The organism is Sphingomonas sp. LR55 (genome assembly GCF_036856015.1).
GTDB lineage: Bacteria > Pseudomonadota > Alphaproteobacteria > Sphingomonadales > Sphingomonadaceae > Sphingomonas.
In genome coordinates this window covers 2209749-2234734 of sequence record NZ_JASPFO010000001.1, presented here as the reverse complement: position 1 = coordinate 2234734, position 24986 = coordinate 2209749, and the positions used below count along the sequence as shown (strand labels likewise).

Genomic DNA, 24986 nt, shown 5'->3' with positions numbered 1-24986 from the left:
AACGCTTTGTCCTCAAGCCTCGTTTTCTTGAGGACAAGAAACTGTTTCAAGGAAAGCATCGGCCGTCAACGCAAGGGCGGCGTCGAAGGTTGCAAGGTCGGCTGAAATGCCCAGCGATTGCAGGCTGGTAACGCCGTACTCGGACAGGCCGCAGGGCACGATGCCACCAAAGTGCGACAGGTCCGGATCGACGTTCACCGAGAAGCCGTGGAGCGTCACCCACCGTTTTACCCGCACCCCGATTGCACCGATCTTGGCTTCCCGGCCCCGATCGAGCGTCCAGATGCCGACCCGGCCATCGACCGCGAACGCCTCGACGCCGAGCTCGCCAAGCGCCGCGATCACCCAGGATTCGAGCGCGTGGACGTAACAGCGGACATCCCGTCCGCGCTTGGTCAGGTCGAGCACGACATAGCCGATCCGCTGGCCTGGCCCATGATAGGTGTATTTGCCGCCGCGTCCCGTCGGGATCACCGGAAAGCGCGCGTCGATCAGGTCGGCCGGATCCGCGCTGGTGCCCGCGGTGTAGACCGGCGGATGTTCGAGCATCCACAACAGCTCGCGGGCCTCGCCCGCGCCGACCGCGACGCGCGCGCCTCCATCTCCGCCAGCGCATCGGCATAAGGGGTGAGGCCGGCGCTGGTCCGCCATTCGATATCGGAGGGGAGGGGTTCGTCACCGATCCCAATTGCGCACCGACGCTCGCACTTGCAACTCCGACGTGCGTTTCAACCATGTGGTCAAGCGCAGGGGCTTGGGCTAACCCGCGCGATACAGCAACCGGGGGAGCGTGACGCATGGTGAAGATGGGAACGGTCTGGGATCGCACGATCGAGGTGCTCAACGGGCGTACCGGCATGATCGCGCCGATCGCGGTGCTCGGCATTCTGCTGCCCAGCGTGATCCGTGACGGCTATGTCGCGTTATCGACACCGGGGACGATGAGCTTCGCCTTGATCGGCAGCGTTCTGGCGATCGGTACGCTGGTCGCGATGCTGTGGGCGCAGCTCGCGATCGTCGCGATTGCCAGCGATCCCGGCACCGATGCTGCGGCTGCGCGCGGCCAGGCCGGTGCGCGCGTACTGCCGGCGCTCGGCATCACCGCGCTGATCACGCTGGTCGCCGCGCTGCTCGCCGTGCCGCCGGTGATCGTTCTGGTTCAGTCGGGCTTCGATTTCTCTGCCGCTGCCAATGGATCGAGCGTGCAGATGACCCCGCCGACCGCCGGTGCCGCCGGGTTCACTGCGCTGTACGGCATCGCCTATCTGCTGCTGGCGATCTGGATCGGCGCGCGGCTGGTGCTGCTCAACCCGGTGATCCTGAACGAGCGCCGCGGGATCGGTACGATCCGTCGCTCGCTCCAGCTGACCAAGGGGCTGACGTGGCGGATCATCGGCGTGTTGATCCTGTTCGCGATCGTCATGCTCGTCTCGACCTGGGCCGCACAGTCGGTCACCGGGATCATCTTCCGGCTCGCGCTCGGCGCCGACGGGATCGCCACCGCGACCTTCCTGTCGGGGATCGCCGCGACGATCGTCACCACCGCCTTCACCGCGCTCGCCGCGGTCTTCACCGCGCAGCTCTATGTCGCCGTCAGAGAGAAATCCGTCACCCCATGAAGCTCGATTTCGCGACCGTCCTCACCGATGCCTGGGCGCTGTTCAAGCGCGACCGCGACCTGTTGCTGCGGATCGCCGCGCCGTTCCTGTTCCTGCCCGCCTTCGCGCTGGCGCTGGTCGTGCCCGATCCGCCGATGCCCAACGCGGCGGCGGGCGATAACGAGGCGCAGGCGATGGTCTGGGCCGATGCGGTGCAGACATGGGCGGCGGCACATGGCGGCTGGTACCTGCTCGCTTACGTCATGAGCTTCTTCGGTACGTCGCTGTTCTACGCGCTGTATCTCGACCGCGATCAGCTCGACCTGCGGCAGGCGCTGACGCGCTGCCTACGGATATTCCCGCGCTTCCTGCTGGCGATGGTGATCGTGTCGCTGCCGGCGGGGGCGGGGCTGTTGCTGTACGCGATCCCCGGCCTCTACATTCTCGGCCGGACGATGCTGACCGGCCCGGCGCTGTTCGCCGAAGCGCCGCTCGGGGCGCTCGGCGCGATCCGCCGCAGCTTCACGCTCAGCCGAGGTTCGGGGTTGCCGTTGATGGGGTTGGCGGCGTTTAGCTACATCAGCGGCTGGCTCGCCGGCGCGCCGTTCATGATGCTGGATCGTGCCCTGCGCGAAGCGGGCGAACCCAACCCGGTCGCGCTGGCGATCGTCGACGCTGGCGCTGCGGTGGCGGCAATGGCGGCGGGTATAGCCATGGCTCTGATCGCAATCTCCGCGTACCGCCGCTTGGCGCGGTAGGGCGCACCAACGGAACAAAAGCACCACCCCGGCGGAGGCCGGGGCCCAGTTGGAAAGGTCGCAGTGATCGGGCGCACCGCTCAGTTAGCAACGTCCCCCAACTGGACCCCGGCCTCCGCCGGGGAGGTGGCTGAGGTCTAGTCGCGCTTCCCCAGATACGGAATCTGCGGCGCAGTCTCCGGCGGCAACAATCCCGAAGCCCGAGGATCGGGAAACGTCTCGATCGTCCGCTTCACTGCAACGAACCCCTGCGCCCGATAAAAGCCCAGCGCGCTAGGATGATCGAGCGTGCAGGTATGCAGCCAGACCCGCTCCACCCCTTCGCCCAAGCCCGCGCGCAAGCCTCGGCCATCAGCCACCGCCCATGGCCTTGCCCAGCGAGCTCCGGGATCAACCCGAAATACGAAATCTCGCACGCACCCGTCGCGCGAAAATCGAGTTCGAGCATCCCGACCTCGATCCCCGCCGGATCGAGCACCGCATACACCGCGATCCCCGGGTCATGGACGATCGCCGCCAGTGCCTCGTCCGCCATCGCCAGCCGCGAGAACCACAGCCACGGGCTCCCCACTCGCCGGAACAGCGCGCGGTATTTCTCCAGTGCCGGTAGCTCCCACTTCACCAGCCGCAACCGCGAACCGGGGCTCGGCCGCAGCGGCGGCCGCTTGTGCATCTCGAGCGTCGTGACGATCGTCGCGAGGACGTCGTCGGCAACCGGGATCAGCGCCATCTCAAGACCACACCGCGCGTGGTGGCAGGCTCATCAGGATCGCGTCGATGTTGCCACCGGTCTTCAGCCCGAACAAAGTCCCACGGTCGTAGACGAGGTTGAACTCGGCATAGCGCCCGCGCCATTCCAGCATCCGTGCCTCGTCGGCCGCAGTGAACGGCGTATCCATCCGCCGCCGCACGATCCGCGGATACGCATCCAGAAACGCCTCGCCGACATCGCGCGTGAACGCGAAGTTGGTCTCGAAATCGCCATCGAGATGATCGAAGAAAATCCCACCGACACCACGTCCGACCTTCCGGTGCGGGATGTAGAAATAGGTCTCCGCCCATTCCTTGAACCGGGGGTAGTGCGCCGGATCATGCGCGTCGCACGCCGCCTTCATCGTCGCGTGGAAGTCCGCCGTGTCCTCCTCGATAGGCAAGGGCGGGTTGAGATCGCCGCCGCCGCCGAACCAGCGCTTGGTGGTGTTGAGGAAGCGACAGTTCATGTGCACCGCGGGGACGTGCGGGTTGGTCATGTGCGCGACCAGGCTGATCCCGGTCGCGAAGAACCGCGGGTCGTCGCCCGCACCGTGGATCGACTTGGCGAAATCGCCCTCGAACGTGCCGCCGACGGTTGAGACGTTGACGCCGACCTTCTCGAACACGCGGCCCTTCATCACGCCCATCACGCCACCGCCGCCTGGTTCGCCCGACGGATCGACCCGGTTCCACCGCGTGTACGCGAAGCTGGCGTCGGAGCCCGCCTCCCGCTCGATCGCCTCGAACTCCGTGCAGATACGATCGCGCAGGGATTCGAACCAGGTTCGAGCGGCGGCTTGCTGGGGGTCGAGTTCGATCATGGGGGCGTCTCTACCAAATCCTCCCCGGAACGGGGAGGGGGACCGTTCGGCTACTTGGCCGAAGGGTGGAGGGGGCTTCCACGAGCGTTACAGTTGTCGGACGGAAGCGGGGCGTTTGCGGTGAGCCCCCTCCACCATGCTTCGCACGGTCCCCGTCCCCGTGCCGGGGAGGATTAGCTCGGCCAGCCGCCCGTCTGCCGCAAAGCCTCCGCCGCGACGATCCCCGTCGCCACGGAGATATTTATCGACCGCAACCCAGGCCGCATCGGGATCAGCACGCGCACGTCGGCGCGCCCGTGGACCTCCTCCGGCACGCCAGCCCCCTCGCTCCCCATCAGCAACACGTCGTCCTCGCGAAACTCGGCCACATCCAGCCGCACCGCGCCCTTCGTCGTCAGCAGCACGATCCGCCCGCTGACCTGCGCCAAGAACGCGTCCCAATCGACATGCCGCACCACGTCGACCACGCCGACATAGTCCATCCCCGAGCGCGCGACGGCCTTGTCGCTCCAGGTGAATCCCATCGGTTCGATCAGGTCGACGCCGATCCCCATGCACGCGGCAGTGCGGAGAATGGCGCCGACATTTCCGGCGATGTCGGGTTGATAGAGGGCAATACGCATACCGGATCCCCTAGCGCGCCGAGCGCCGCACGGTAACCCAAAGCAAAATGCAGTTGGCAAACCCGCGCCCCGCCGTCTATCAAAGCACAGCCTCCGTGGGGACGGTCGGACGGATTGGGGATATGGTTTCGCGAAACCGAACGCCCAGCCTGTCACGAAAAAAATAACGTGCAAGGGCGAGATGAATGGCGACAGTCGACGACATGGTTCCCCCCGGCGAATCGCCAGAGCCGTTTCACGAAGAGGCCCATGACCCTCGCCGCCGTGATTTCATCAATATCGCCGCCGTATCGTTCGCCGGCGTCGGTGCAGTCGCGATCGTCCTGCCACTCATCAACCAGATGAACCCCTCGGCCGACGTGCTCGCACAGTCGACCACCGAGATCGACCTGTCTAAGATCCTGCCAGGCCAGGCGATCAAGACCTCGTTCCGCAAGCAGCCGCTCTTCGTGCGCAACCTGACGCCGAAGGAAATCTCGGAAGCCGACGCGGTCGATATCTCGACGCTGCGCGATCCGCAGACGCTGGAACAGCGCACGAAGGCTGGCAAGAAGAACTGGCTGATCACGCTGGGCGTCTGCACGCATCTCGGCTGCGTCCCGCTCGGCGCGGGCGAGGGCGAGAACAAGGGCCCGTTCGGCGGCTATTTCTGCCCGTGCCACGGCTCGGCCTACGACACCGCCGCACGCATCCGCAAAGGCCCCGCTCCGTCGAACCTCCACGTTCCGGACTATGCCTTCAACTCCGACACCGTCGTCACGGTAGGCTGAGGAACGACCATGAGCTTTCCCTGGGCCAAGCAATACGAACCGAAGCTGCCGCTGACGCGGTGGCTGGATGAGCGGCTTCCCGTTCCCCGGCTCGTCTACAATTCACTCGGCGGCGGCTATCCCGTCCCGCGCAACCTCAATTACTTCTGGAACTTCGGCGTTCTCGCCGGCGCTGCACTGGCGATCCAGATCGTCACCGGCATCGTGCTCGCGATGCACTACGCCGCCAACGGCGCGGTCGCGTTCGATTCGGTCGAGAGCATCATGCGCGACGTCAACGCGGGCTGGTTCTTGCGTTATGCGCACGCAAACGGCGCCTCGATGTTCTTCATCGTCGTCTACACGCACATCTTCCGCGGGCTGTATTACGGCTCGTACAAGGCGCCGCGCGAGATGGTGTGGCTGCTCGGCGTGGTCATCTTCCTGCTGATGATGGCGACCGCGTTCATGGGCTACGTGCTTCCCTGGGGCCAGATGAGCTTCTGGGGCGCGCAGGTCATCACCGGCTTCTTCTCGGCAATTCCATTGGTCGGAGACACCATCCGCATCTGGCTGCTCGGCGGATTCGCGCCCGACAACGCCGCGCTCAACCGCTTCTTCTCGCTGCATTACCTGCTGCCGTTCGTGATCGCGGGTGTCATCATCCTGCACATCTGGGCGCTGCATATCCCGGGGTCGAACAACCCGACCGGCGTCGACGTGAAGGGCGAGCAGGACACCGTTCCGTTCCATCCTTACTACACGGCGAAGGACGGCTTCGGGCTCGGCATCTTCATGCTGATCTTCGCCAGCCTGCTGTTCTTCTTCCCGAACTATCTCGGCCACCCGGATAACTATATCCCGGCCAACCCGCTCTCGACGCCCGCGCACATCGTCCCCGAATGGTATTTCTGGCCGTTCTACGCGATCCTGCGCGCCTTCACCGCGGACTTCATCCTGCCGGCCAAGCTCTGGGGCGTGCTGGCGATGTTCGGCTCGATCCTGCTGCTGTTCTTCCTGCCCTGGCTGGACAGCTCGCCGGTCCGTTCGATGAACTATCGTCCCAAGGCGCGGATCGCGTTCTGGGTGCTGGTCGCCGACATCCTGATCCTCGGCTATTGCGGCGGTGCACCGGCAACGGCGACTTACGTGATCCTGAGCCAGATCTGCGCGGCGTACTACTTCGCGCATTTCCTGATCATCCTGCCGCTGATCTCGCGCTCCGAGCGTCCGCGGCCGCTGCCCAACTCGATCACCGAGGCCGTCCTGGCCAATCACGGTGGCACGAGCCCGGCCCAGACCGCGCTGTCCACAGCTTTTGCGCCGCATGCAGCGCCCTCTGCGCCGCACGCCGCGCACTGATACGAACTAGAGGACACACACATGGTTCGTCTCATCGCATCCCTGGTCGGCGCGGCCTTCGTGCTGGTGCTCGGCATCGCGCTGTTCGGCAGCGTCTATGGGGCCATCACCGACCCCGTCGCACCGACCGCCGAGAGCGAGTATCATCTCCACCCCAAGGAGCTGGACCTCGCCTCGAACGGCGTGTTCGGCAAGTTCGACCGTCGCCAGCTCCAGCGCGGTTTCCAAGTCTACAAGGAAGTCTGCGCCGCCTGCCATTCGCTTCGCCTGGTGGCGTTCCGCGACCTGCAGAAGATCGGCTATTCGGAGCCCGAGGTTAAGGCGATCGCCAACCAGTGGGTGATCGAGCAGCCGTCGATCAACCCGGAGACCGGCGAAGCGGCGACGCGGAAGAACATCCCGTCGGATCACTTCCCGCTGCCGTTCGCCAACGACGTCGCCGCCCGCGCAGCGAACAACAACGCGTTGCCGCCCGATCTGTCGCTGATGACCAAGGCGCGTCACGATGGCGGCGCGTACATCCACTCGCTGCTGACCGGCTACCAGCCGCAGTCGGCGAAGATGTTGAAGGAATTCCCGGACATCAAGACGCCCGAGGGTCTGCACTACAACCCGTATTTCGCGAACCTCAACATCGCGATGCCGCCACCGCTGACGTCGGATGGCCAGGTCGGCTATGCGGACGGAACGAAGGCCACCAAGGAGCAGATGTCGACCGACGTCGCAGCGTTCCTGACCTGGACCGCCGAGCCCAATCTCGAGGCACGCCATGCCGCCGGGTTCGCGTCGATCATCTTCATCCTGATCTTCTGCGGCCTCGCCTGGGGCGCGTACCAGAACGTCTGGCGCGACGTTAAGCATTGATGACGGCCCGGCTCCCGCGGTAAGGGCGCCCGGATAGAGGGAGCGGCGGACGGGCAGACAGCCTGATCCGCCGCTTTCGTTTTGGCCGTAGCGCCGCGCCGCGATACGGCCGCCGCTCCGTGCGAAGAAGGGAACGTCCATGTCCGATATCAACGAGCGCAACGCCGATCTGAAGGTGCTGATCCGTACCATCCCGGACTTCCCCAAGCCCGGCATACAGTTCCGCGACATCACCACCTTGCTGCTCGACCCGCACGGCTGGGCGACCGCGATCGAGCGGATGGTCGCGGCAGTCTCCGGCCCCGTAGAGCTGGTCGCCGGCATCGAAGCCCGCGGCTTCCTCTTCGCCGCCGCGCTCGCCGCACCGCTCAAGGCCGGCGTCCTGCTGATCCGCAAGGACGGCAAGCTCCCCGGCGCCACCATCGCCGAAGACTATGCTCTGGAGTACGGCACCGACCGCATCGCAATCCACGCCGACGCCTTCGCCCCTGGCGCGCGCGTCCTGCTGGTCGACGACCTGATCGCCACCGGGGGCACCGCCCGCGCCGCCGTCCGCCTGCTCCACAAGGCCGGCGCGGTGGTCACGCAAGCCCAGTTCTTGGTCGACCTCCCCGACCTCGGCGGAGCAGACGCGCTCCGCACCGACGGCATCGAAGCAACCGCCCTGATCCACTTCCCCGGACACTGACCGCGCGCTTGCCGACGCACGCTACCTAATGCAGGTCACCTGATAATGGTCACGCGTACCCCAATACGGCACCACCCCGGCGTAGGCCGGGGCCCAATTGGGAAACGTTGCTAACGGATGGCTGCGCGCCGTTACCTCTTTCAGCGCTATTGGACCCCGGCCTTCGCCGGGGAGGTAGTGAGGTGGAGGTTTGCTTCATGACTTGATCGCCATGAATGCGATGCCGGGTTAGGTTAAGCACAGGCGCTCGCGCCAGCCCCCAAACCCGTCAGACCCCATTCATGGAACTTGCGACATAAGGACTCCGTTGTGCGATGAATGGCGGCGCGTTGTGTCCGCTCTCCACGTACGGGAGAACCTCCATGTTTATGAAGCGCTTCGGCATTATCGGCCTAGCCCTGGGTCTCGGACTCGGCGTCGCCGGCTGCACCGACGGGTACGGCTATGGCGGCGCGGGCGTCGGCTATGCCAGTGACCCCTATTACGGCGGTGGCTACGGCGACGGCTATTACGGCGCAGGCTACGGCGGCAGCTATGATGGCTTCGCAGGCTATGGCGGCCTCAACTCCTACTACGGCTGGAGCGGCGATTATTATTATCCCGGCTCAGGCGTGTACGTCTACGACCGCTACCGCCGCCCGCACCGCTGGAACGGCAATCAGCAGCGCTATTGGCAGGGCCGCCAGCAATATCGCGGCAACCGTAACGATGGTGGCCGCGGCAACTGGGGCGGGTTTGGCAACCGAGGCAATGGTGGCCGAGACGGCGGCTGGCGTGGCAACCGTCCGGGCTATCAGAATAATCCCGGCACGCCCGGTCAGGGTCAGTTCGGCAACGGCCGTCCCGGCCGCGGCGACGATCGCGGCCGTGGTCCCGGTCGCGGCCAATTCGGTCAACCAGGCCAGCCCGCGCAGCCCGGCCAGGTCGCCAACCCGCAGCAGCCCCAAGTCCAAGGCGGCTTCCGCGGCAATCGCGACGACGGCGCGTTCCGAGGCAATCGCGGCGGCGGTGGTCAGCGTTTCGGCGGTGGACGGCCAGGCGGCGGTCGTCAGGGCGGCGGCAACCGCGGAGGTGGTCGTCCAGCGCAATAAGTAGAAAAGGTCGATTCACGCGAAGGCGCGAAGGCGCGAAGAGAAGACCTCGATTTCGCGCAGAGGCGCAGAGGCGCGGAGATTAGTTTAGTGCGAGGGGCGAGCCTTCGCGTCGGCAGCGAAGCTAAGTCAAAGCGCTGCCATCTAAGATCTTTCTCTCCGTGCCTCCGCGCGAACATACCTTCCCTTCGCGCCTTCGCGTGAACCATCACTGCATCGGGAAAGCGGTAAGCCCCGAAGCGAGGCAACAGCTCGGTGATCAGCTGGCGTCGGTATCCGTGGGGCGGGTCGCCACCAACCCGTTCGACACGAACGTCATCACCATAACGTCGTCCTGATTGAACACCCGCATCCGGCTCTTGAAGATCCCCATCTCCGGCCGGCTCGCCGACACGCGCTTCTCCAGGATCTCGGTCTCGCACCGCAGAATGTCCCCCGGATACACCGGCTTGATCCATTTCAGCTCGTCGATCCCCGGCGACCCGAGCCCGGCCTGCTGGTTCTCCTTCAGGTTCGCGACCACCATCGACATCACCATCGCGCACGTATGCCAACCGCTCGCCGACAACCGCCCGAAATGCGTCTGCGCGGCCGCTTCGTCGGACAAATGAAACGGCTGCGGATCGTATTTCGCCGCGAAGTCCATCACCTCCTCGCGCGTGACCGCGTAGGAACCGAACGACGCGGTCCGACCGACCTCGATATCCTCGAAATACTGCACAACCTCTCCTCTTATCGTTGCAGCACCTTCTGGAAGGGTGCGTCGGTGCCGTCCAGCCCCGCCTCGGCCGGCAACCCGATCAGCTCGCGCAACAGAGGCTCGATCGCGACGTTGTCGAAGCTCGGAATGGTCTTGCCGGCCACGAACGCCGGCCCATTGGCGATGAACAGCGCGCGCATCTCCGGCGCCATGTTGTCATAGCCGTGCATCCCACCGACCGAAGCCTTGGTCGGTGCGCTCGGATCGACCCGCCAGCCGACATCGGCAAGGCACAGATAGCTCGGCACGCGCGGATTGCGCCCATAATGGAACCGCGCCGGGATCTCCCCTTCCGCCAGCATTGCAGATGATCGTGCGGCTTCAGCAATCGTGCCTCGAGCGCGGCCTCATGCCCCGGCACCGCGAACAGAGTCGCATACGGCCCCGTCTCGACGGTACGATAGTCCGCCTTGTCCGCGATCGTATCGAGCGCCACGACCCGCGTGCTGCTCGTCGCCGCCATCCCGTGATCCGCGACGATAACCAGGTTCGCCCGCTGCCCTAGCGCGGCCAGCCCATCGACCAGCGCGCCGATGCTCGCATCGACATCCGCCACCGCCTGCGTCACGCCCGCGCTGTCCGGCCCACCCGCATGACCCGCGCTGTCGACCGTATCGAAATACAGAGTCACCAACTTGGGACGTATGGCGGCAGGCCGCCGCATCCAGTCGAGCACCGCGTTGACGCGCTGTGTCCCCGAAACCTGCTGATTGAACTGCTGCCAGTCCTCCGGTCGCGTACCGCCCTCGATCGCACCATGGCTGTCGGCCTTCACCGTACCCCCGACCGCGACGTTCGCGCCCGGCCAGAACATCGTCGCGGTGCGGATCCCCGCCTTCTCCGCATCGACCCAGATTGGCGAGCTCTCGCTCCACCAGAACGGATCGTCGGTCGCCATCGTGAAGCTCTCGCCCGGCCGCGCCGGATCCTCCATCTTGTTGCCGACGATCCCGCTGCGATCGGGCCGCAGCCCCGTCACGAGCGTCCAGTGATTGGGAAAGGTGACGCTCGGAAACGACGGCCGCATGCTCGCGAACACCCCGCCCGCGCGCAGCCGGTTAAGGTTCGGCGTCACGCCACGATCGAGATAATCCGGTCGAAACCCGTCGATCGACACCAGGATGGTAACCGGCGCCCGCGCCTCGCCCGGCATCGTAGCCACCGCCGTCGATGCAGGCGCGGGCGCAGTGATCGGCGCGAGAGCAGGTGGCGTATACGGATAAGCACACCCTGCAAGCAGGGCGGCGAGCGTCAGCGCGATGAACTTCGGCGCAGTCTTCATGAGTGTCGTCCCGAACGAGTCCCGAATGCGCGGCTCTCTACGCGCGCAAATGGGCAGACGAAAGCGCGCTGACGAGAACGATGCGCTAAGCTTTCGTCAACCCTCTCGAATTAGCGTCGGGCGATGGGACGCGCGTTCATCATCGCAACCGCTGGCGCATCGGCACTCATGTTCGCCGGCGTCTGGACCGCGACCGCACCCACCCCGGTCGTGGCCGGGTCCGAACCTGCTCTCCAGGCGCCGTTGCCGATCCGATCGCCCGAGAAGGCCACTGAGACGGACCGCGCCGTCGCGTACCGACCGATCGTGGGAGTCAAGCCGAAGGATAGCGCGTCGTACAACGTCAATCGCGCACCATTTGGACGATCGCCTCCCGCTCGCGCGACACGATCGGAGAATTCGGTCTATTATAGCGGATGCCGCGAAGCGCGGGCGGCGGGCGCCGCGCCGCTCTATCGCGGCCAGCCCGGCTACCGCGCCGGCATGGACGGCGACAATGACGGGATCGCCTGCGAACCTTATCGCGGCTGACCCGTCACCGTCTCAGCTATGCAGGAAGTGCATCACGTCGCCGTCGTGGACGACGTACGCCTTGCCTTCCGCGCGCAGCTTGCCCGCCTCGCGCGCCTTCGATTCGCCACCCAGCGCGATGAAGTCGTCGAACGCGATCGTCTCGGCGCGGATGAAGCCCTTTTCGAAATCGCCGTGGATCTCGCCCGCGGCCTGCGGTGCGGTCGCGCCCTCGTGGACGGTCCAGGCGCGCGCCTCCTTCGGGCCGACCGTGAAGAACGTCAGCAGGTGGAGCAGCTTGTACCCGGCGGTGATGACGCGCGCGAGGCCGGTCTCTTCCAGGCCCAGCTCGCCAAGAAACTCGCCGCGATCTTCGGCTGGCATCGTCGCGATTTCCGCCTCGATCGCCGCCGACACCACGACCGCCTCGGCGCCCTCGGCCTTCGCCTTCTCGAACACCCGCGCCGACAGCGCATTGCCGTTCGCCGCATCGCCCTCGTCGACGTTGCACACGTACAGCACGGGCTTCGCGGTCAGCAACTGCGCCTGCGCGAACACGCGCGCCTCGTCCTCGTCCTTCGGCACGGTCAGCCGCGCGGGCTTGCCTTCGCGGAGCAGTTCGAGCGCCTGGCCGAGCACGGCGGCGCCGATCTTGGCTTCCTTGTCGCCCTGCATGCCCTTCTTGGCGAGGTTGGGGACGCGCTTCTCGAGGCTTTCGAGGTCGCTCAGCATCAGCTCGGTGTCGACCGTCTCGGCGTCCGCGATCGGATCGACCTTGTTGTCGACATGCGTCACGTCGCCGTTTTCGAAGCAGCGCAGCACATGGACGATCGCGTCGACCTCGCGGATGTTGCCGAGGAACTGGTTGCCGAGTCCTTCGCCCTTCGACGCGCCGCGCACGAGGCCGGCGATGTCGACGAAGCCCAATTGCGTCTCGATGATCTTCTGCGATCCGGCGATCTTCGCGAGCGCGTCGAGCCGCTTGTCGGGCACGCCGACGTTACCGACGTTCGGCTCGATCGTGCAGAACGGATAGTTCGCCGCCTGCGCCGCGGCCGTCTCGGTCAGCGCGTTGAAGAGAGTGGACTTGCCGACGTTCGGCAGCCCCACGATGCCGCAGCGAAAACCCATGATATGCCCTTGGTATAAGAATGTGGTGGCGCTTTAGGGCAGGGCGCGGAGGAAGGCCAGCGGAGGACGCCTGCGCGCATCATCGGCGCCACCTCAATTATCTCCACCACCCCGGCGAAGGCCGGGGCCCAGTTGGGCAACGTCGCTAACGGAAGGTCGGCACGCCGTTATTGCCACCTTTCCAACTGGGCCCCGGCCTCCGCCGGGGTGGTTGCTCAGTTGGACGGCAGCCCTGATCGACCCACTCGATTGCCGCAGTGCAGCAAAATAATCATACCGAACGGTAGTTATCATATGGTCGAAACTTATATCCCGAGCCCCGCTTGAGATAGATCAGGAACTCCATGACCACGACCGCCCACGGCTACGCCGCGCAATCCCCCGAAACGCCGCTCGCCCCCTTCAGCTTCGAGCGCCGCGAACCCGGCAAGACCGACGTCGCGATCGACATCGCGTTCTGCGGCGTCTGCCATTCCGACCTCCACACCGCCAAGGGCGAGTGGGAAGGCACGCTCTACCCCTGCGTCCCCGGCCACGAGATCGTCGGCCACGTCACCGCCGTCGGCAGCGACGTCACCAAGTTCAAGGTCGGCGACGTCGTCGGCGTCGGCTGCATGGTCGACAGCTGCGGCGAGTGCCCGTCGTGCAAGGACGGCGAGGAGCAATATTGCGAGACGACCGGCTTCGTCGGCACCTATAACGGCCCCGATCCCGTGCTAGGCGGCCACACCTTCGGCGGTTATTCGGACAAGATCGTCGTCGACCAGGGCTTCGTACTGAAGGTCTCGCATCCCGAAGCCGACCTCGCCGCGGTCGCACCGCTGCTCTGCGCCGGCATCACGACGTACTCGCCGCTCAAGCACTGGAAGGTCGGCCCCGGCCAGAAGGTCGGCATCGTCGGCCTGGGTGGTCTCGGCCACATGGGCGTCAAGATCGCCAACGCGATGGGCGCCGAGGTCTATGTCTTCTCGACCTCGCCGAACAAGCGCGACGATGCCAAGCGTCTCGGCGCGAAGGACCTGATCGTGTCGAAGGACGAGGCCGCGATGGCCGAACACGCCAACAGCTTCGACTTCATCCTGAACACCGTTGCGGCGAGCCACAACCTCGACACGTTCACCGCTCTGCTCAAGCGCGATGGCACGATGACTCTGGTCGGCGTCCCCGAGCACGCGCATCCGTCGCCCTCGGTCGGCAACCTCATCTTCAAGCGCCGCGCGATCGCCGGGTCGCTGATCGGCGGCATCGCCGAGACGCAGGAGATGCTCGATTTCTGCAACGAGCACGGCCTGGTGTCGGACATCGAGATGATCCGCATGGACGAGATCGAACCCTCGTATCAGCGCATGGTGAAGAGCGACGTAAAGTACCGCTTCGTCATCGACATGGCCTCGATGAAGACGGCCTGATCGGGCTGGGGGCGGTGCTCAACGAGTGGCCGCCCCAAACTCCCTCCCCTTCAGGGGAGGGTCGGGGTGGGGCAGTGCCGCGAAGGCTAACCTATGCGGCCAAGCCCCACCCCAACCCTCCCCTGAAGGGGAGGGGGTAAGAAGGTGCCGAACACTCCCCCAGACACCACCACCCCGGCGAAGGCCGGGGCCCAAGTGGGAAGGCCAATCTGATGAAGGGCAGTCCTTCGTTAGCAACGTTTCCCAATTGGGCCCCGGCCTGCGCCGGGGTGGTATTTTGCATGCCGAACTGTCTCAGGCGCCCCGCTCACCACCGATAGTTAAAACTGATACTGATCCGCTCACCCTTGGCGGCATTCGGCACGACCTCATGCCGCAACCAACTCTCCCAAAGAAACACACTCCCAGGCTTAGGCTCGGCATAAACGAACGTCCGCAAATCCTCCGCCGCATCCTCCAGCCGCGTCGGCGCCGCCATCATCATCGGCAACCGCGGATCCTCCAGCTTCAACGCCCCAGCCCCTTCCGGAATCGCCACGTACATCGTCCCCGACACGACGCTATGCGGATGGATATGCCCCGAATGCGCGCCCCCAGGCTTCAGGACGTTCACCCAAAGGCTATCCAGCTTCAACTTCCGCCCGCCCAGATCGAACGCGCAGTCCTTCGCGAACTGCGCGACATGCTTGTTCAGCAGCCGCACCAGATCCCCGAACCGCGGATCGCGCAGCGGCAGGTCGTTCAGCGACGCATACGACGTATACCCGCGATACCCATGCGCCTTCGACCACGCGACGCCCGCGCGATCCGCCTTGGCCAGTTCGAGCGCGGCATCCTCGAGTTCCTCGACCAGATCGTCGTCGCCGAGATCGGCCTCGTAGAACCGCGTGGCAAACAAAGAGCGGGTGGTCATGGCTGCATCCTCAACGCGACATCGTTCATGAAGCGGACGTCGTCGCCTTCCGCCAGCCACTTGGCCTCCGCCGCGACCGCGCCGAGCATGTCGCTCAACGGCTCGATCTCCGCCTTCGCATAATTGCCGAGCACATAGCCGGTCACGCGATCCTTGTGCCCCGGATGCCCGATCCCCAGCCGCACGCGCCGAAATTCCGGCCCCAGATGCTGGTCGGTCGAGCGCAGGCCGTTATGCCCCGCGGTCCCGCCGCCGGTCTTCACCTTCACGCGGAACGGCGCGATATCGAGTTCGTCGTGGAACACCGTCAGTGCCTCGACGCCGAGCTTGTAGAACCGCAGCGCCTCGCCGATCGCGCGCCCGCTTTCGTTCATGAAGGTCGCGGGCTTCAGCAGCAGGATCCTGGTCGAGCCGATCCGCCCCTCCTGCGTCCAGCCCTGGAACTGCTTCTTCACCGCGCCGAAGCCGTGCACCTCGGCGATCGCGTCGGCGACCATGAACCCGACATTGTGCCGGTGCATCGCATATTGCGCCCCCGGATTGCCGAGTCCCGCCCAGATCTGCATCTCAATTCCCAGTCATAAACATGTCCGTCACCCCGGCGGAGGCCGGAGCCCACCGTTCCGCACGCTCAATCCTATCGAATGTGCGGAACGGTGGATGCCGGAACAAGCCCGGCATGAAGGTGATACGAAAACGGGCGGGAAAGCCCTAGCTTTCCCGCCCGCCAGATCATCCTAAGACGAAGGGCTGAACCCTCAGTCCTTCTTCTGCGGCGTGATCTTGTCGTCGTCGTTGTCATCGTCGTTAGGCTCGACCGGGGTCTCTTCCTCGGCAGCAGCCTCGGCAGCCTGTGCTTCGGCAACCTCGGCCTCGAGGATCTCGTCCTCGACGGTCGGCACGGTCGGCGGCACGATCGTGGCGATCGCGAAGTCGCGGTCGTCGATCGCGGGCACAGCGCCCTTGGGCAGCTTCACGTCGCTGATATGGATCGAATCACCGATTTCCAGACCGGCGAGCGAAATCGTGATCTCGCTCGGGATGTCCGAAGCGTCGACGACCAGCTCGATCTCGTGACGCGTGATGTTGAGGACGCCCTTGCCCTTCTTGATGCCCGGTGCGTCGTCTTCATCGGTGAACACGACCGGCACGGCGACCGTCACGGTCGAGTGCGCACCGATGCGCAGGAAGTCGACATGGATCGGACGATCCGAAACCGGGTGGAACGAGACGTCCTTCGGCAGCGTGCGCACGCCGTTGACCATCACGACGGAATTCATGAAGTGGCCGGTCATCAGCGCCTTCATCAGCGCCTTTTCCTCGAGGTGAACCGAGGTTGGTTCCTGGTTCAGGCCGTAGATCACGGCAGGCACGCGGCCATCACGACGCAGCGCCCGGGAGGCTCCCTTGCCAACCCGGTCACGCGTCTCGGCTGCGAGCGTCAACTGGTCGCTCATCTGTATTCTCCGAAACTCGTTTGTTGTCCTTCCCGCCCACGCCTCCAGGGATGACCATGGACCGGAAGCGCGGGCGCATAGCGGAAGTGGGGGCAAAAGCAATTCTGCGCCTTGGGAGTGCGTCCCCGCCAAATGCCGTCACCCCAGCGAAAGCTGGGGTATCCCCGTAACGAAGCGCGCTCCAGCCGCACGAGACCCCAGCTTTCGCTGGGGTGACGGAATGGTTGGGCGGGGCGTCGCGATTAAACCCGGCAGATTAAACCCGGTAGTGGCTTAATACTTCACCCGCTCGGCCTTCACGCCAAGCTTAGCCAACTGCGCCTGAACGCTATCCTTGCCCGCCAGATGCCCCGCACCAACCGCGATGAATACAGTCCCCGGCGTCCCGAGCCGAGTCTTCACCCACTCCGCCCAGCGCGCATTGCGATCCACCAGCAACACCTTCGCCACCTCCGGCGAGATCCTTCAAACTATCGTTCATCTCCTTGGCGAGCGCCTCAGGATCCCCCTTCGCCCACTCGTCGACCATCGTCGCCATCGTCGTCTCCAGCTTGGGCAACTCGTCGATCGTGCTCCCCAGAAACTGGATCTGCGCCTTCTGCGACAGCCCCCCGAAATACCCCAGCTGCTGCTCCGCCGTCTCGAGCCCGATCACCGGCTTCCCCGCAGCCTTCGCCGCCGCGGTAATCACCTGTTCCGGCCCATTAGCCGAGTCGTACCCAAGCTTCGACAGCGGCGCGATCGACAGGTTCGTCGCCGCCAGCCACGGCTTGAACCGATCGAACGCATTCGCCGGCAGCCCCAGATCGGTCACCGCCTTCGCATACGCTGCACGCTTGTCCGCAGGCAGCTGCTCGGTCAGCGTCGGGCCGTCCTTCGACACGCCGGTCGCCATCACCAGCGACTGCATCTTCGCCGGATCGGGCATCACCAACTCCAGCACCACCTGGTTCGAGCGATCGAACGCGGTCTTCACCGCTTCGTCGAACCACGTCATGCCAGGCTTCAACACATGGATCGTCCCGAACAGGTAGATCGTCGTGTCCTTGTCCTTCACCACCCAGAGCGCCGGATCGGCATCGTTCGCGGCCTGAGCCGGCTTTGGCGCGACCTGCGCACAGGCCGGCAGGGCGAACGCCATGGCGATGGCAGAGAGCGCGGATCGGAACGAAACGATCTTCGAAAACAGCTTCAAGGTGACGGCATCCTCATCATTGGTTTGGCCTCATGTAGGACGCCCAGCCGCAACGCACCACTTGCCTCCCGCACCCCCATCCGCCAAAGCCCAGCCCGTGACCCAGCCTGTGACCCAGCCCGTGATAAAGCCTCTTAGCTTCCAGCGCATGATCCTCACGCTCCACGATTACTGGAGCGAACACGGATGCCTGATCCTCCAGCCCTACGACATGGAAATGGGCGCGGGCACCTTCCACACCGCCACGACGCTCCGCGCGCTCGGGCCGAAACCGTGGAACGCCGCGTTCGTCCAGCCCTGCCGCCGCCCGACCGACGGCCGCTACGGCGAGAACCCCAACCGGCTCCAGCATTACTACCAGTATCAGGTCATCCTGAAACCGAGTCCCGCCAACCTCCAGGAACTCTACCTCGGCAGCCTCGCCGCGATCGGCATCGACATGCTGAAGCACGACATCCGCTTCGTCGAGGACGACTGGGAGAGCCCGACGCTCGGCGCCTGGGGGCTCGGCTGGGAGGTCTGGTGCGACGGCATGGAGGTGACGCAGTTCACCTATTTCCAGCAGATGGGCGGCTTCGACATGAAGCCCGTCGCCGGCGAACTCACCTACGGGCTCGAGCGCCTGGCGATGTACATCCAGGACAAGGACTCGGTCTACGACCTGGCGTTCAACGATGCCGGCGTGACCTACGGCGACGTGTTCCTTGAGAACGAGCAGGAGATGTCGAAGTGGAACTTCGAGATCGCCGACACGGACTCCTTGTTCGACCAGTTCCGCAAGCACGTAGCGGAATGCGAGAACTCGCTAGCCGCCAAGCTCCCGATCCCCGCCTACGAGCAGGCGATCAAAGCCAGCCACATCTTCAACCTGCTCCAGGCCCGCGGCGTAATCTCGGTAGCCGAACGCCAAGCCTATATGGGCCGCGTCCGCGACCTTGCCAAAGGCGCCTGCGCCGCCTGGATGGACAAGCACGGGTGGGCAGCATGATGCGCCCCCGCAGCGCCGCAGGCCTGGATCAATCCTTCTTATCTCTTCGCGCCTTTGCGCCTTCGCGTGAGAAAATCTTGCTCACGCAAAGGCGCGATGGCGCGAAGATGGAGCGTTCCGCGTGACTGATTTCCTCCTAGAACTCCGCTCCGAAGAAATCCCAGCCCGGATGCAGGCGCGTGCGCGCGAAGACCTGTCGAAGCTGTTCACCGCCGAGCTCGCCAAGGCCGGCATCGCCACCAGCGCGATCGTCACCTACGCGACCCCGCGCCGCCTGACGCTGATCGCGCGCGACCTGCCGCTCGAGACCGCCGCCGTCTCCGAGGAAACCAAGGGCCCCAAGACCTCCGCCCCCCAGGCGCTCGAAGGGTTCCTCCGCAAGACCGGCCTCACCCGCGAGCAACTCGTCGACCGCAACGGCACGCTGTTCGCGGTCACGGAGAAGCCCGGCCGCGCCACCGCCGCCGTTCTGGCCGAGGCGATCCCCGCGATCGTCCGCGCGTTCCCGTGGCCGAAGTCGATGCGCTGGGGCGACGCCTCCGCCAGTACCGAGTCGCTCCGGTGGGTCCGCCCGCTGCAAGGCATCGTCGCATTGCTCGGCGAAGAGATCGTGCCGTTCGAGATCGCCGGCATCGCCAGCGGCGCCGCCACGCTCGGCCACCGCTTCCACCACCCGTACCAGATCACGATCGGCGGCGCGCTCGACTATGTCGAGAAACTGCGCGCTTGCCACGTCATCGTCGACCACGACGAACGCGCCACGCTGATCCGCGACCACGCCCGCGAAGCCGCCGCGCAAGCCGGGTTGGAACTGATCGAGGACGAGGGCCTCGTCGCGGAGAATGCCGGCCTGACGGAATGGCCGATTCCCCTGCTCGGCCAGTTCGACCCCGCGTTTCTCGACGTCCCGCCCGAGGTGATCCAGCTCACGGCGCGCGTGAACCAGAAATATTTCGTCTGCCGCGGGGCCGACGGAAAACTGGCCAACGCGTTCGTCTGTACCGCTAACATCGCCGCGCACGACCGCGGCGCGAAGATCGTCGAGGGCAACCGCAAGGTCCTCGCCGCGCGCTTGTCGGACGCGAAGTTCTTCTACGACACCGACCTCAAGGTCCCGCTCGAAGAGCAGGCGGAGAAGCTGTCGAAGATCGTCTTCCACGAGAAGCTCGGCACCGTAGCCGACAAGGTCGACCGCGTCGCCAAGCTCGCCCGCTGGCTGGTAGAAGAGGGCATAATCCTCCCCGGAACGGGGAGGGGGACCAGCGAAGCTGGTGGAGGGGGCGCGCCACGAAGCGCAGCGTCCGCGGAGAACCCCCTCCACCCTCAGCCTGCGGCTGACGGTCCCCCTCCCCTTGCAGGGAGGAATTGGCCGCCCACGCAGAGCGCGCAGCCCGCCTCGCAAAGGCAGACCTCGTCACCGGCATGGTCGGCGAGTTCCCCGAGCTGCAAGGGCTGATGGGCGGCTACTACGCCGCCGCGCAGAGCGAGCACCCGGCCGTCGCCACCGCCATCCGCGACCACTACAAGCCGGTCGGCCCAGGCGACGACGTCCCCACCGACCCGGTGACGGTGGCGGTAAGCTTGGCGGACAAGCTTGATACGATTGCAATGTTTTTTGCCGCCGGCCTGCCGCCAACCGGGTCGAAAGATCCATTCGCTCTGCGTAGGGCATCCCTCAGTACGATCGCTCAGATTGACCGAACCAGTCTTCGTCTGGCTCTTTCTCACGCAATAAAGGCCGTAGCCGTCGCAGTTCAGATCAATTTCTGGGCTAAATTCGATAGCGTTTTTCCACAGCTGAACATCCAGTTCGAGCGGTCAATTGCGACTGGGCCTGACGCCGTTGACGCTCAATTACGGCGTCTCACGTCGGCTGACGAAATTTTGGGGCCTGTCGATCAGCCAGAAAACGCGCATCGAGTAGGCGGCTTTGAAGCGCTGCGGACGAAGCAATTATCGTTCTATTCCTATGAGGCAGCCATTGCCCCAATCTCCCTGGTTCTCGACTTCTTCGCCGACCGCCTCAAAGTCCAGCAACGCGAAGCCGGCGTCCGGCACGACCTGATCGACGCGGTGTTCGCGCTCGGGGGCGAGGACGATCTCGTCCGCCTGCTCGCGCGCGTCCACGCGCTCCAGGCGTTCGTGACCACCGAGGACGGCGCGAACCTGCTCGCCGGCTACAAGCGCGCCGCCAATATCCTGAAGAAGGAAGGCGGCGCTCAACCAAAGCCCGTCACCCCAGCGAAAGCTGGGGTATCCGCGGGGAGCGAGGGACAGGAGCCGCGGGAGACCCCAGCGTTCGCTGGGGTGACGGACGCGGCTGCTAGGGTGACGGATGGGGCGGGGGATGACGTTGTGGTTAGAGGGCCCGCGCAACAAACATTGTCCTACACCCCCGAACCGGCAGAGACCGCGCTGATGACCGCGCTCGACTCCGCCGAACCCCGCGCCACCGCCGCGATCGAACGCGAGGATTTCGCCGCCGCGATGGCCGCGCTCGCCTCGCTCCGCGCGCCGATCGACACGTTCTTTGATAGCGTTATCGTCAATGATTCCGACCCCGCCAAGCGCTCCGCCCGTCTCGCGCTACTTGAGCGAGTCCGCGCCGCAGTGCACAATGTCGCAGATTTTTCGAAGATCGAGGGCTGATTGAAACCGGAAGTGCAGACGGCTCCCAGCGTCTGTGCTTCCTATACTTCACTTTTGCCCCACCCATAAAAACAGGCACTTAGAGGACCGACCATGACCCAATATGTGTATCGCTTCGGCGGCGGTGTTTCGGATGGCGGCAAGGGCGACAAGAACCTGCTCGGCGGCAAGGGCGCGAACCTCGCCGAGATGGCGTCGATCGGCCTGCCGGTCCCGCCGGGCTTCACGATCTCGACCGATTTCTGCGCGGTCTATTACGACGAGGGCGGCCAGTTCCCGCAAGGCCTGCGCGACGAGGTCGCCACCGGCCTCGCGCACATCGAGGGCGTCACCGGCAAGACGTTCGGCGACCCCGCCGACCCGCTGCTCGTATCCGTCCGGAGCGGCGCCCGCGCCTCGATGCCGGGGATGATGGACACCGTCCTCAATCTCGGCCTCAACGACCAGACCGTCGAAGGTCTCGCCGCCAAGTCCGAGGACGCGCGCTTCGCCTGGGACAGCTATCGCCGCTTCATCCAGATGTACGCCGACGTCGTCCTCGAACTCGATCACGGCGCGTTCGAGGAAGCGCTGGAGATCGCCAAGGAAGACCAGGGCTTCACGCTCGACACCGAACTCTCCGCCGACGATCTCCGGAAACTCGTCACGGAGTATAAGGGCCTCGTCGAAAAGCTCTGGGGCAAGCCCTTCCCGCAGGACGTCCACGACCAGCTCTGGGGCGCGGTCGGCGCGGTCTTCGGCTCGTGGCAGTCCGAGCGGGCGAAAGTCTATCGCCGCCTCAATGATATCCCCGGCGGCTGGGGCACCGCGGTCAACATCCAGGCGATGGTGTTCGGCAACATGGGCGACACCTCGGCAACCGGCGTCGCGTTCACGCGCGACCCGTCGAAGGGCGACCGCGCCTATTACGGCGAATTCCTGATCAATGCGCAGGGCGAGGACGTCGTCGCCGGCATCCGCACGCCGCAGTATCTGACCAAGACCGCGCGCGAAGACGCCGGCGCCAAGCCCGCCTCGATGGAAGAGGCGATGCCCGAGGTCTACACCCAACTCGCGGACGTGTTCGACACGCTCGAAAACCACTACCGCGACATGCAGGACATCGAGTTCACGGTCGAGAAGACCAAGCTCTGGATGCTCCAGACCCGCGCCGGCAAGCGCACCGCCAAGGCTGCGCTCAAGATCGCCGTCGACATGGCGAACGAGGGGCTGATCACGCGCGAGGAAGCGATCCTGCGCATCGAGCCGATGGCGCTCGACCAGCTGCTCCACCCGACGCTCGATCCCAAGGCGCATCGCGACGTGCTCACCAAGGGCCTCCCCGCATCGCCGGGCGCAGCCTCGGGTGCGGTCGTGTTCGACGCCGATGCCGCCGAGAAGAAAGCGGCGGATGGCGTTGCCGTGATCCTCGTCCGCACCGAGACCTCGCCCGACGACATCCACGGCATGCACGCAGCCAAGGGCATCCTGACCGCACGCGGCGGGATGACATCGCACGCAGCAGTGGTGGCGCGCGGCATGGGACGCCCCTGCGTTTCCGGCGCCGGCACGCTCTCGATCGACGCCAAGGCGAAGATCATGCGCTGCGGCGGCCGCGAGGTGAAGGAGGGCGACCTGCTCACCATCGACGGCACCACCGGTGAAGTGATGATCGGCGCGGTCGCGACCGTGCAGCCCGAGCTGTCGGGCGATTTCGCGACGCTGATGGTCTGGGCCGACGAGGTCCGCCGCCTGAAAGTGCGCGCCAACGCCGAGACGCCGGAAGATTGCCGTGTCGCCCGCGAGTTCGGTGCGGAGGGTGTCGGTCTCTGCCGCACCGAGCACATGTTCTTCGAGAGCAGCCGCATCACCAACGTCCGCCAGATGATCCTGGCCTCGGACGAGAAGGGGCGCCGCGTCGCTTTGGAGAAGCTGCTCCCCGAACAGCGCAAGGACTTCACCGAGATCCTCGAGGTGATGGCGGGGCTCCCAGTGACGATCCGCCTGCTCGATCCGCCGCTTCACGAATTCCTCCCCCACGAGGAATCCGAATTCGCCGAAGTCGCGACCGCAGCGGGTGTCGACGTCGACACCTTGAAGCGCCGCGCGGCGGAACTGCACGAGTTCAACCCGATGCTCGGCCACCGCGGCTGCCGTCTCGGCGTAACCTACCCCGAGATCTACGAGATGCAGGCTAGGGCCATCTTCGAGGCGGCAGTCGACGTCGCAGAGAAGTCCGGTGCGGCACCGATCCCCGAAGTCATGATCCCGCTGGTCGCCACCCGCCGCGAGCTGGAACTGATGAAGGCGGTCGTCGACAAGGCCGCGCAGGCGGTGTTCGCCGAAAAGGGCCGGACGATCGAGTATCTCGTCGGTACGATGATCGAACTCCCCCGCGCCGCGTTGCGAGCGGGCGAAATCGCGGAAGTCGGCGAGTTCTTCTCGTTCGGCACCAATGACCTGACGCAGACGACGCTGGGTGTCAGCCGCGACGATGCATCGCGCTTCCTCGGCGCGTATGTCGAGCAGGGCATCTACGCGAAGGACCCGTTCGTCAGCATCGACGTCGAAGGTGTCGGCGAACTGATCGAGATTGCCGCGGAGCGTGGCCGCAAGACGCGGGCAGGCATCAAGCTCGGCATCTGCGGCGAACACGGCGGCGATCCGGCGAGCATCGCGTTCTGCGAAAAGGTCGGCCTCGATTACGTCTCCGCCAGCCCGTACCGCGTTCCGATAGCCCGCCTGGCAGCGGCACAGGCGGCACTGTCGAAGAAGTAAGCGCTCGCTCAGAAACAGCACCACCCCGGCGAAGGCCGGGGCCCAATTGGAACGTCCGGAGTAACGAAGGACTGCCCCTAGTTACTCGACGCTCCCAATTGGGCCCCGGCCTTCGCCGGGGTGGAGTAGAGCAAAGAATCTTTCCCCGCGAAGGCGGGGACCCAGACTGGCCTCCCGCCTTCGCGGGAGAACAAGGGGGCAGGGGCTAACCTAACCCAGCCCCCTACACCTCACCGACGCTGATCAAAGTCAAACCAACCACGCTTGGTCCCATCAGCATTATACGCGGGCCGAGCATAGCCCGGCCGCGCCGAAGACAGCGCCCCAGACCGCGACGTATCCACAACCGGCGCCCGCTCGACAACCGGAGTCGCAACCCGCGCCGCCTCAACATCCTTCACCAACCGGGCATTCTCCCGCTCGGCCTCGACCGCCCGCTTCTCCGCCGCAGCGGCCCGAACATCGCCATCCTTCTTCACCGAAGCATGAGCATCGCGCTCCGCCAGATAGCGCGCCTTCCACTTCTTCCCGCCCGGATGGCTCGCCAGTCCGAACAGCCAGCCGGCGACGAAAACCAGCGCAAGCGCCGCAAACTGCGTAGGTGTGGAAAACAACGGCATCGTAAAAA

Annotated in this window: 20 protein-coding genes and 5 pseudogenes; 12 read left to right on the top strand and 13 right to left on the bottom strand. The window is 65.4% G+C overall.

What is annotated here, in order from left to right:
- Window positions 1–12: 12 nt before the first annotated feature.
- Window positions 13–602: pseudogene (lipB, locus tag QP181_RS10645) on the bottom strand (lipoyl(octanoyl) transferase LipB).
- A 195-nt stretch (window positions 603–797) separates the two neighbouring features.
- On the opposite strand from lipB, the gene QP181_RS10640 reads away from it, so the two are divergent.
- On the top strand, window positions 798–1619 hold the full coding sequence (locus QP181_RS10640) for a hypothetical protein (protein WP_333928499.1): 822 nt from the start codon (window positions 798–800) through the stop codon (window positions 1617–1619).
- Complete coding sequence (locus QP181_RS10635; RefSeq protein WP_333928498.1) at window positions 1616–2356, top strand: hypothetical protein; 741 nt, start codon at window positions 1616–1618, stop codon at window positions 2354–2356. Before QP181_RS10640 ends, QP181_RS10635 begins: the two co-directional genes overlap by 4 nt.
- Before the next feature lie 137 nt (window positions 2357–2493).
- On the opposite strand, the pseudogene QP181_RS10630 reads toward QP181_RS10635, so the two are convergent.
- From QP181_RS10630 to QP181_RS10620, 3 genes and pseudogenes are all read right to left on the bottom strand, one after another.
- Window positions 2494–3086, bottom strand: a pseudogene (locus QP181_RS10630) (GNAT family N-acetyltransferase).
- 1 nt (window position 3087) lies between these two features.
- Window positions 3088–3930, bottom strand: a complete 843-nt coding sequence (gene hemF, locus QP181_RS10625) for an oxygen-dependent coproporphyrinogen oxidase (RefSeq protein WP_333928497.1) — start codon at window positions 3928–3930, stop codon at window positions 3088–3090.
- 173 nt (window positions 3931–4103) lie between these two features.
- Entirely contained in the window at window positions 4104–4553 is a 450-nt protein-coding gene (locus QP181_RS10620; protein ID WP_333928496.1) for a tRNA (cytidine(34)-2'-O)-methyltransferase, read from the bottom strand.
- A 203-nt stretch (window positions 4554–4756) separates the two neighbouring features.
- Between QP181_RS10620 and petA the strand changes: the two genes are divergently transcribed.
- The 5 genes from petA to QP181_RS10595 all read left to right on the top strand — a co-directional run bounded on the left by petA (window position 4757) and on the right by QP181_RS10595 (window position 9307).
- Window positions 4757–5323: a ubiquinol-cytochrome c reductase iron-sulfur subunit gene (gene petA / locus QP181_RS10615; protein ID WP_056489394.1), complete on the top strand. Its 567-nt coding sequence runs from the start codon at window positions 4757–4759 to the stop codon at window positions 5321–5323.
- Between the two features lie 9 nt (window positions 5324–5332).
- Entirely contained in the window at window positions 5333–6664 is a 1332-nt protein-coding gene (locus QP181_RS10610) for a cytochrome b (RefSeq protein WP_333928495.1), read from the top strand.
- 21 nt (window positions 6665–6685) lie between these two features.
- Entirely contained in the window at window positions 6686–7528 is an 843-nt protein-coding gene (locus QP181_RS10605) for a cytochrome c1 (RefSeq protein ID WP_056055500.1), read from the top strand.
- A 139-nt stretch (window positions 7529–7667) separates the two neighbouring features.
- The gene (locus tag QP181_RS10600; protein ID WP_333928494.1) at window positions 7668–8216 is read left to right on the top strand and encodes an adenine phosphoribosyltransferase; all 549 of its coding nucleotides are present in this window, start codon (window positions 7668–7670) and stop codon (window positions 8214–8216) included.
- A gap of 362 nt (window positions 8217–8578) precedes the next feature.
- Window positions 8579–9307 carry a hypothetical protein gene (locus tag QP181_RS10595; protein WP_333928493.1) on the top strand — a complete coding sequence of 243 codons (729 nt, stop codon included), beginning with the start codon at window positions 8579–8581 and terminating at the stop codon, window positions 9305–9307.
- Between the two features lie 259 nt (window positions 9308–9566).
- Here the strand turns inward: QP181_RS10595 and QP181_RS10590 are convergent, their stop codons facing one another.
- Both QP181_RS10590 and QP181_RS10585 read right to left on the bottom strand, forming a co-directional pair.
- Complete coding sequence (locus QP181_RS10590) at window positions 9567–10028, bottom strand: MaoC family dehydratase (RefSeq protein ID WP_333928492.1); 462 nt, start codon at window positions 10026–10028, stop codon at window positions 9567–9569.
- An 11-nt stretch (window positions 10029–10039) separates the two neighbouring features.
- A pseudogene (locus QP181_RS10585) lies at window positions 10040–11349 on the bottom strand (alkaline phosphatase family protein).
- 123 nt (window positions 11350–11472) lie between these two features.
- On the opposite strand from QP181_RS10585, the gene QP181_RS10580 reads away from it, so the two are divergent.
- A complete protein-coding gene (locus QP181_RS10580) occupies window positions 11473–11880 on the top strand; it encodes an excalibur calcium-binding domain-containing protein (protein WP_333928491.1) in 408 nt (135 codons plus the stop codon).
- Window positions 11881–11892: 12 nt separating this feature from the next.
- Here QP181_RS10580 and ychF read toward each other — a convergent pair whose 3' ends face one another.
- Window positions 11893–12990 (bottom strand): redox-regulated ATPase YchF, encoded by a 1098-nt coding sequence (ychF, locus tag QP181_RS10575; protein ID WP_060523892.1) that lies wholly within the window; start codon window positions 12988–12990, stop codon window positions 11893–11895.
- 344 nt (window positions 12991–13334) lie between these two features.
- Between ychF and QP181_RS10570 the strand changes: the two genes are divergently transcribed.
- Window positions 13335–14399: an NAD(P)-dependent alcohol dehydrogenase gene (locus tag QP181_RS10570; protein WP_333928490.1), complete on the top strand. Its 1065-nt coding sequence runs from the start codon at window positions 13335–13337 to the stop codon at window positions 14397–14399.
- 307 nt (window positions 14400–14706) lie between these two features.
- On the opposite strand, the gene QP181_RS10565 is transcribed toward QP181_RS10570, so the two are convergent.
- The 5 genes and pseudogenes from QP181_RS10565 to QP181_RS10545 all read right to left on the bottom strand — a co-directional run.
- Window positions 14707–15312, bottom strand: a complete 606-nt coding sequence (locus QP181_RS10565; protein ID WP_056047257.1) for a TIGR02466 family protein — start codon at window positions 15310–15312, stop codon at window positions 14707–14709.
- Window positions 15309–15878: an aminoacyl-tRNA hydrolase gene (pth, locus tag QP181_RS10560; RefSeq protein ID WP_120301056.1), complete on the bottom strand. Its 570-nt coding sequence runs from the start codon at window positions 15876–15878 to the stop codon at window positions 15309–15311. Before pth ends, QP181_RS10565 begins: the two co-directional genes overlap by 4 nt.
- Window positions 15879–16070: 192 nt before the next feature.
- Window positions 16071–16769, bottom strand: coding sequence for a 50S ribosomal protein L25/general stress protein Ctc (locus tag QP181_RS10555; protein WP_333928489.1), 699 nt, complete (start codon window positions 16767–16769; stop codon window positions 16071–16073).
- Between the two features lie 273 nt (window positions 16770–17042).
- The gene (locus QP181_RS10550) at window positions 17043–17171 is read right to left on the bottom strand and encodes a TraB/GumN family protein (RefSeq protein ID WP_333928488.1); all 129 of its coding nucleotides are present in this window, start codon (window positions 17169–17171) and stop codon (window positions 17043–17045) included.
- Between the two features lie 130 nt (window positions 17172–17301).
- Window positions 17302–17910 (bottom strand): annotated as a pseudogene (locus tag QP181_RS10545) (TraB/GumN family protein); the annotation flags it as partial.
- Window positions 17911–18112: 202 nt separating this feature from the next.
- Between QP181_RS10545 and QP181_RS10540 the strand changes: the two are divergent.
- From QP181_RS10540 to ppdK, 3 genes and pseudogenes are all read left to right on the top strand, one after another.
- Window positions 18113–18952 (top strand): glycine--tRNA ligase subunit alpha, encoded by an 840-nt coding sequence (locus tag QP181_RS10540; RefSeq protein WP_093398883.1) that lies wholly within the window; start codon window positions 18113–18115, stop codon window positions 18950–18952.
- A gap of 121 nt (window positions 18953–19073) precedes the next feature.
- Window positions 19074–21601 (top strand): annotated as a pseudogene (gene glyS, locus QP181_RS10535) (glycine--tRNA ligase subunit beta).
- Window positions 21602–21694: 93 nt separating this feature from the next.
- Window positions 21695–24358, top strand: a complete 2664-nt coding sequence (gene ppdK, locus QP181_RS10530; RefSeq protein WP_333928487.1) for a pyruvate, phosphate dikinase — start codon at window positions 21695–21697, stop codon at window positions 24356–24358.
- 230 nt (window positions 24359–24588) lie between these two features.
- On the opposite strand, the gene QP181_RS10525 is transcribed toward ppdK, so the two are convergent.
- Window positions 24589–24978, bottom strand: coding sequence for a hypothetical protein (locus QP181_RS10525; protein WP_333928486.1), 390 nt, complete (start codon window positions 24976–24978; stop codon window positions 24589–24591).
- Window positions 24979–24986 lie beyond the last annotated feature (8 nt).

Excerpts from the sequence above, each read along its gene's own strand:
- QP181_RS10640 (WP_333928499.1), top strand. The coding sequence starts at position 798 with ATGGTGAAGATGGGAACGGTCTGGGATCGCACGATCGAGGTGCTCAAC.
- QP181_RS10635 (WP_333928498.1), top strand. The coding sequence starts at position 1,616 with ATGAAGCTCGATTTCGCGACCGTCCTCACCGATGCCTGGGCGCTGTTC.
- hemF (WP_333928497.1), bottom strand. The coding sequence starts at position 3,930 with ATGATCGAACTCGACCCCCAGCAAGCCGCCGCTCGAACCTGGTTCGAA.
- QP181_RS10620 (WP_333928496.1), bottom strand. The coding sequence starts at position 4,553 with ATGCGTATTGCCCTCTATCAACCCGACATCGCCGGAAATGTCGGCGCC.
- petA (WP_056489394.1), top strand. The coding sequence starts at position 4,757 with ATGGTTCCCCCCGGCGAATCGCCAGAGCCGTTTCACGAAGAGGCCCAT.
- QP181_RS10610 (WP_333928495.1), top strand. The coding sequence starts at position 5,333 with ATGAGCTTTCCCTGGGCCAAGCAATACGAACCGAAGCTGCCGCTGACG.
- QP181_RS10605 (WP_056055500.1), top strand. The coding sequence starts at position 6,686 with ATGGTTCGTCTCATCGCATCCCTGGTCGGCGCGGCCTTCGTGCTGGTG.
- QP181_RS10600 (WP_333928494.1), top strand. The coding sequence starts at position 7,668 with ATGTCCGATATCAACGAGCGCAACGCCGATCTGAAGGTGCTGATCCGT.
- QP181_RS10595 (WP_333928493.1), top strand. The coding sequence starts at position 8,579 with ATGTTTATGAAGCGCTTCGGCATTATCGGCCTAGCCCTGGGTCTCGGA.
- QP181_RS10580 (WP_333928491.1), top strand. The coding sequence starts at position 11,473 with ATGGGACGCGCGTTCATCATCGCAACCGCTGGCGCATCGGCACTCATG.
- ychF (WP_060523892.1), bottom strand. The coding sequence starts at position 12,990 with ATGGGTTTTCGCTGCGGCATCGTGGGGCTGCCGAACGTCGGCAAGTCC.
- QP181_RS10570 (WP_333928490.1), top strand. The coding sequence starts at position 13,335 with ATGACCACGACCGCCCACGGCTACGCCGCGCAATCCCCCGAAACGCCG.
- QP181_RS10565 (WP_056047257.1), bottom strand. The coding sequence starts at position 15,312 with ATGACCACCCGCTCTTTGTTTGCCACGCGGTTCTACGAGGCCGATCTC.
- pth (WP_120301056.1), bottom strand. The coding sequence starts at position 15,878 with ATGCAGATCTGGGCGGGACTCGGCAATCCGGGGGCGCAATATGCGATG.
- QP181_RS10555 (WP_333928489.1), bottom strand. The coding sequence starts at position 16,769 with ATGAGCGACCAGTTGACGCTCGCAGCCGAGACGCGTGACCGGGTTGGC.
- QP181_RS10540 (WP_093398883.1), top strand. The coding sequence starts at position 18,113 with ATGATCCTCACGCTCCACGATTACTGGAGCGAACACGGATGCCTGATC.
- ppdK (WP_333928487.1), top strand. The coding sequence starts at position 21,695 with ATGACCCAATATGTGTATCGCTTCGGCGGCGGTGTTTCGGATGGCGGC.
- QP181_RS10525 (WP_333928486.1), bottom strand. The coding sequence starts at position 24,978 with ATGCCGTTGTTTTCCACACCTACGCAGTTTGCGGCGCTTGCGCTGGTT.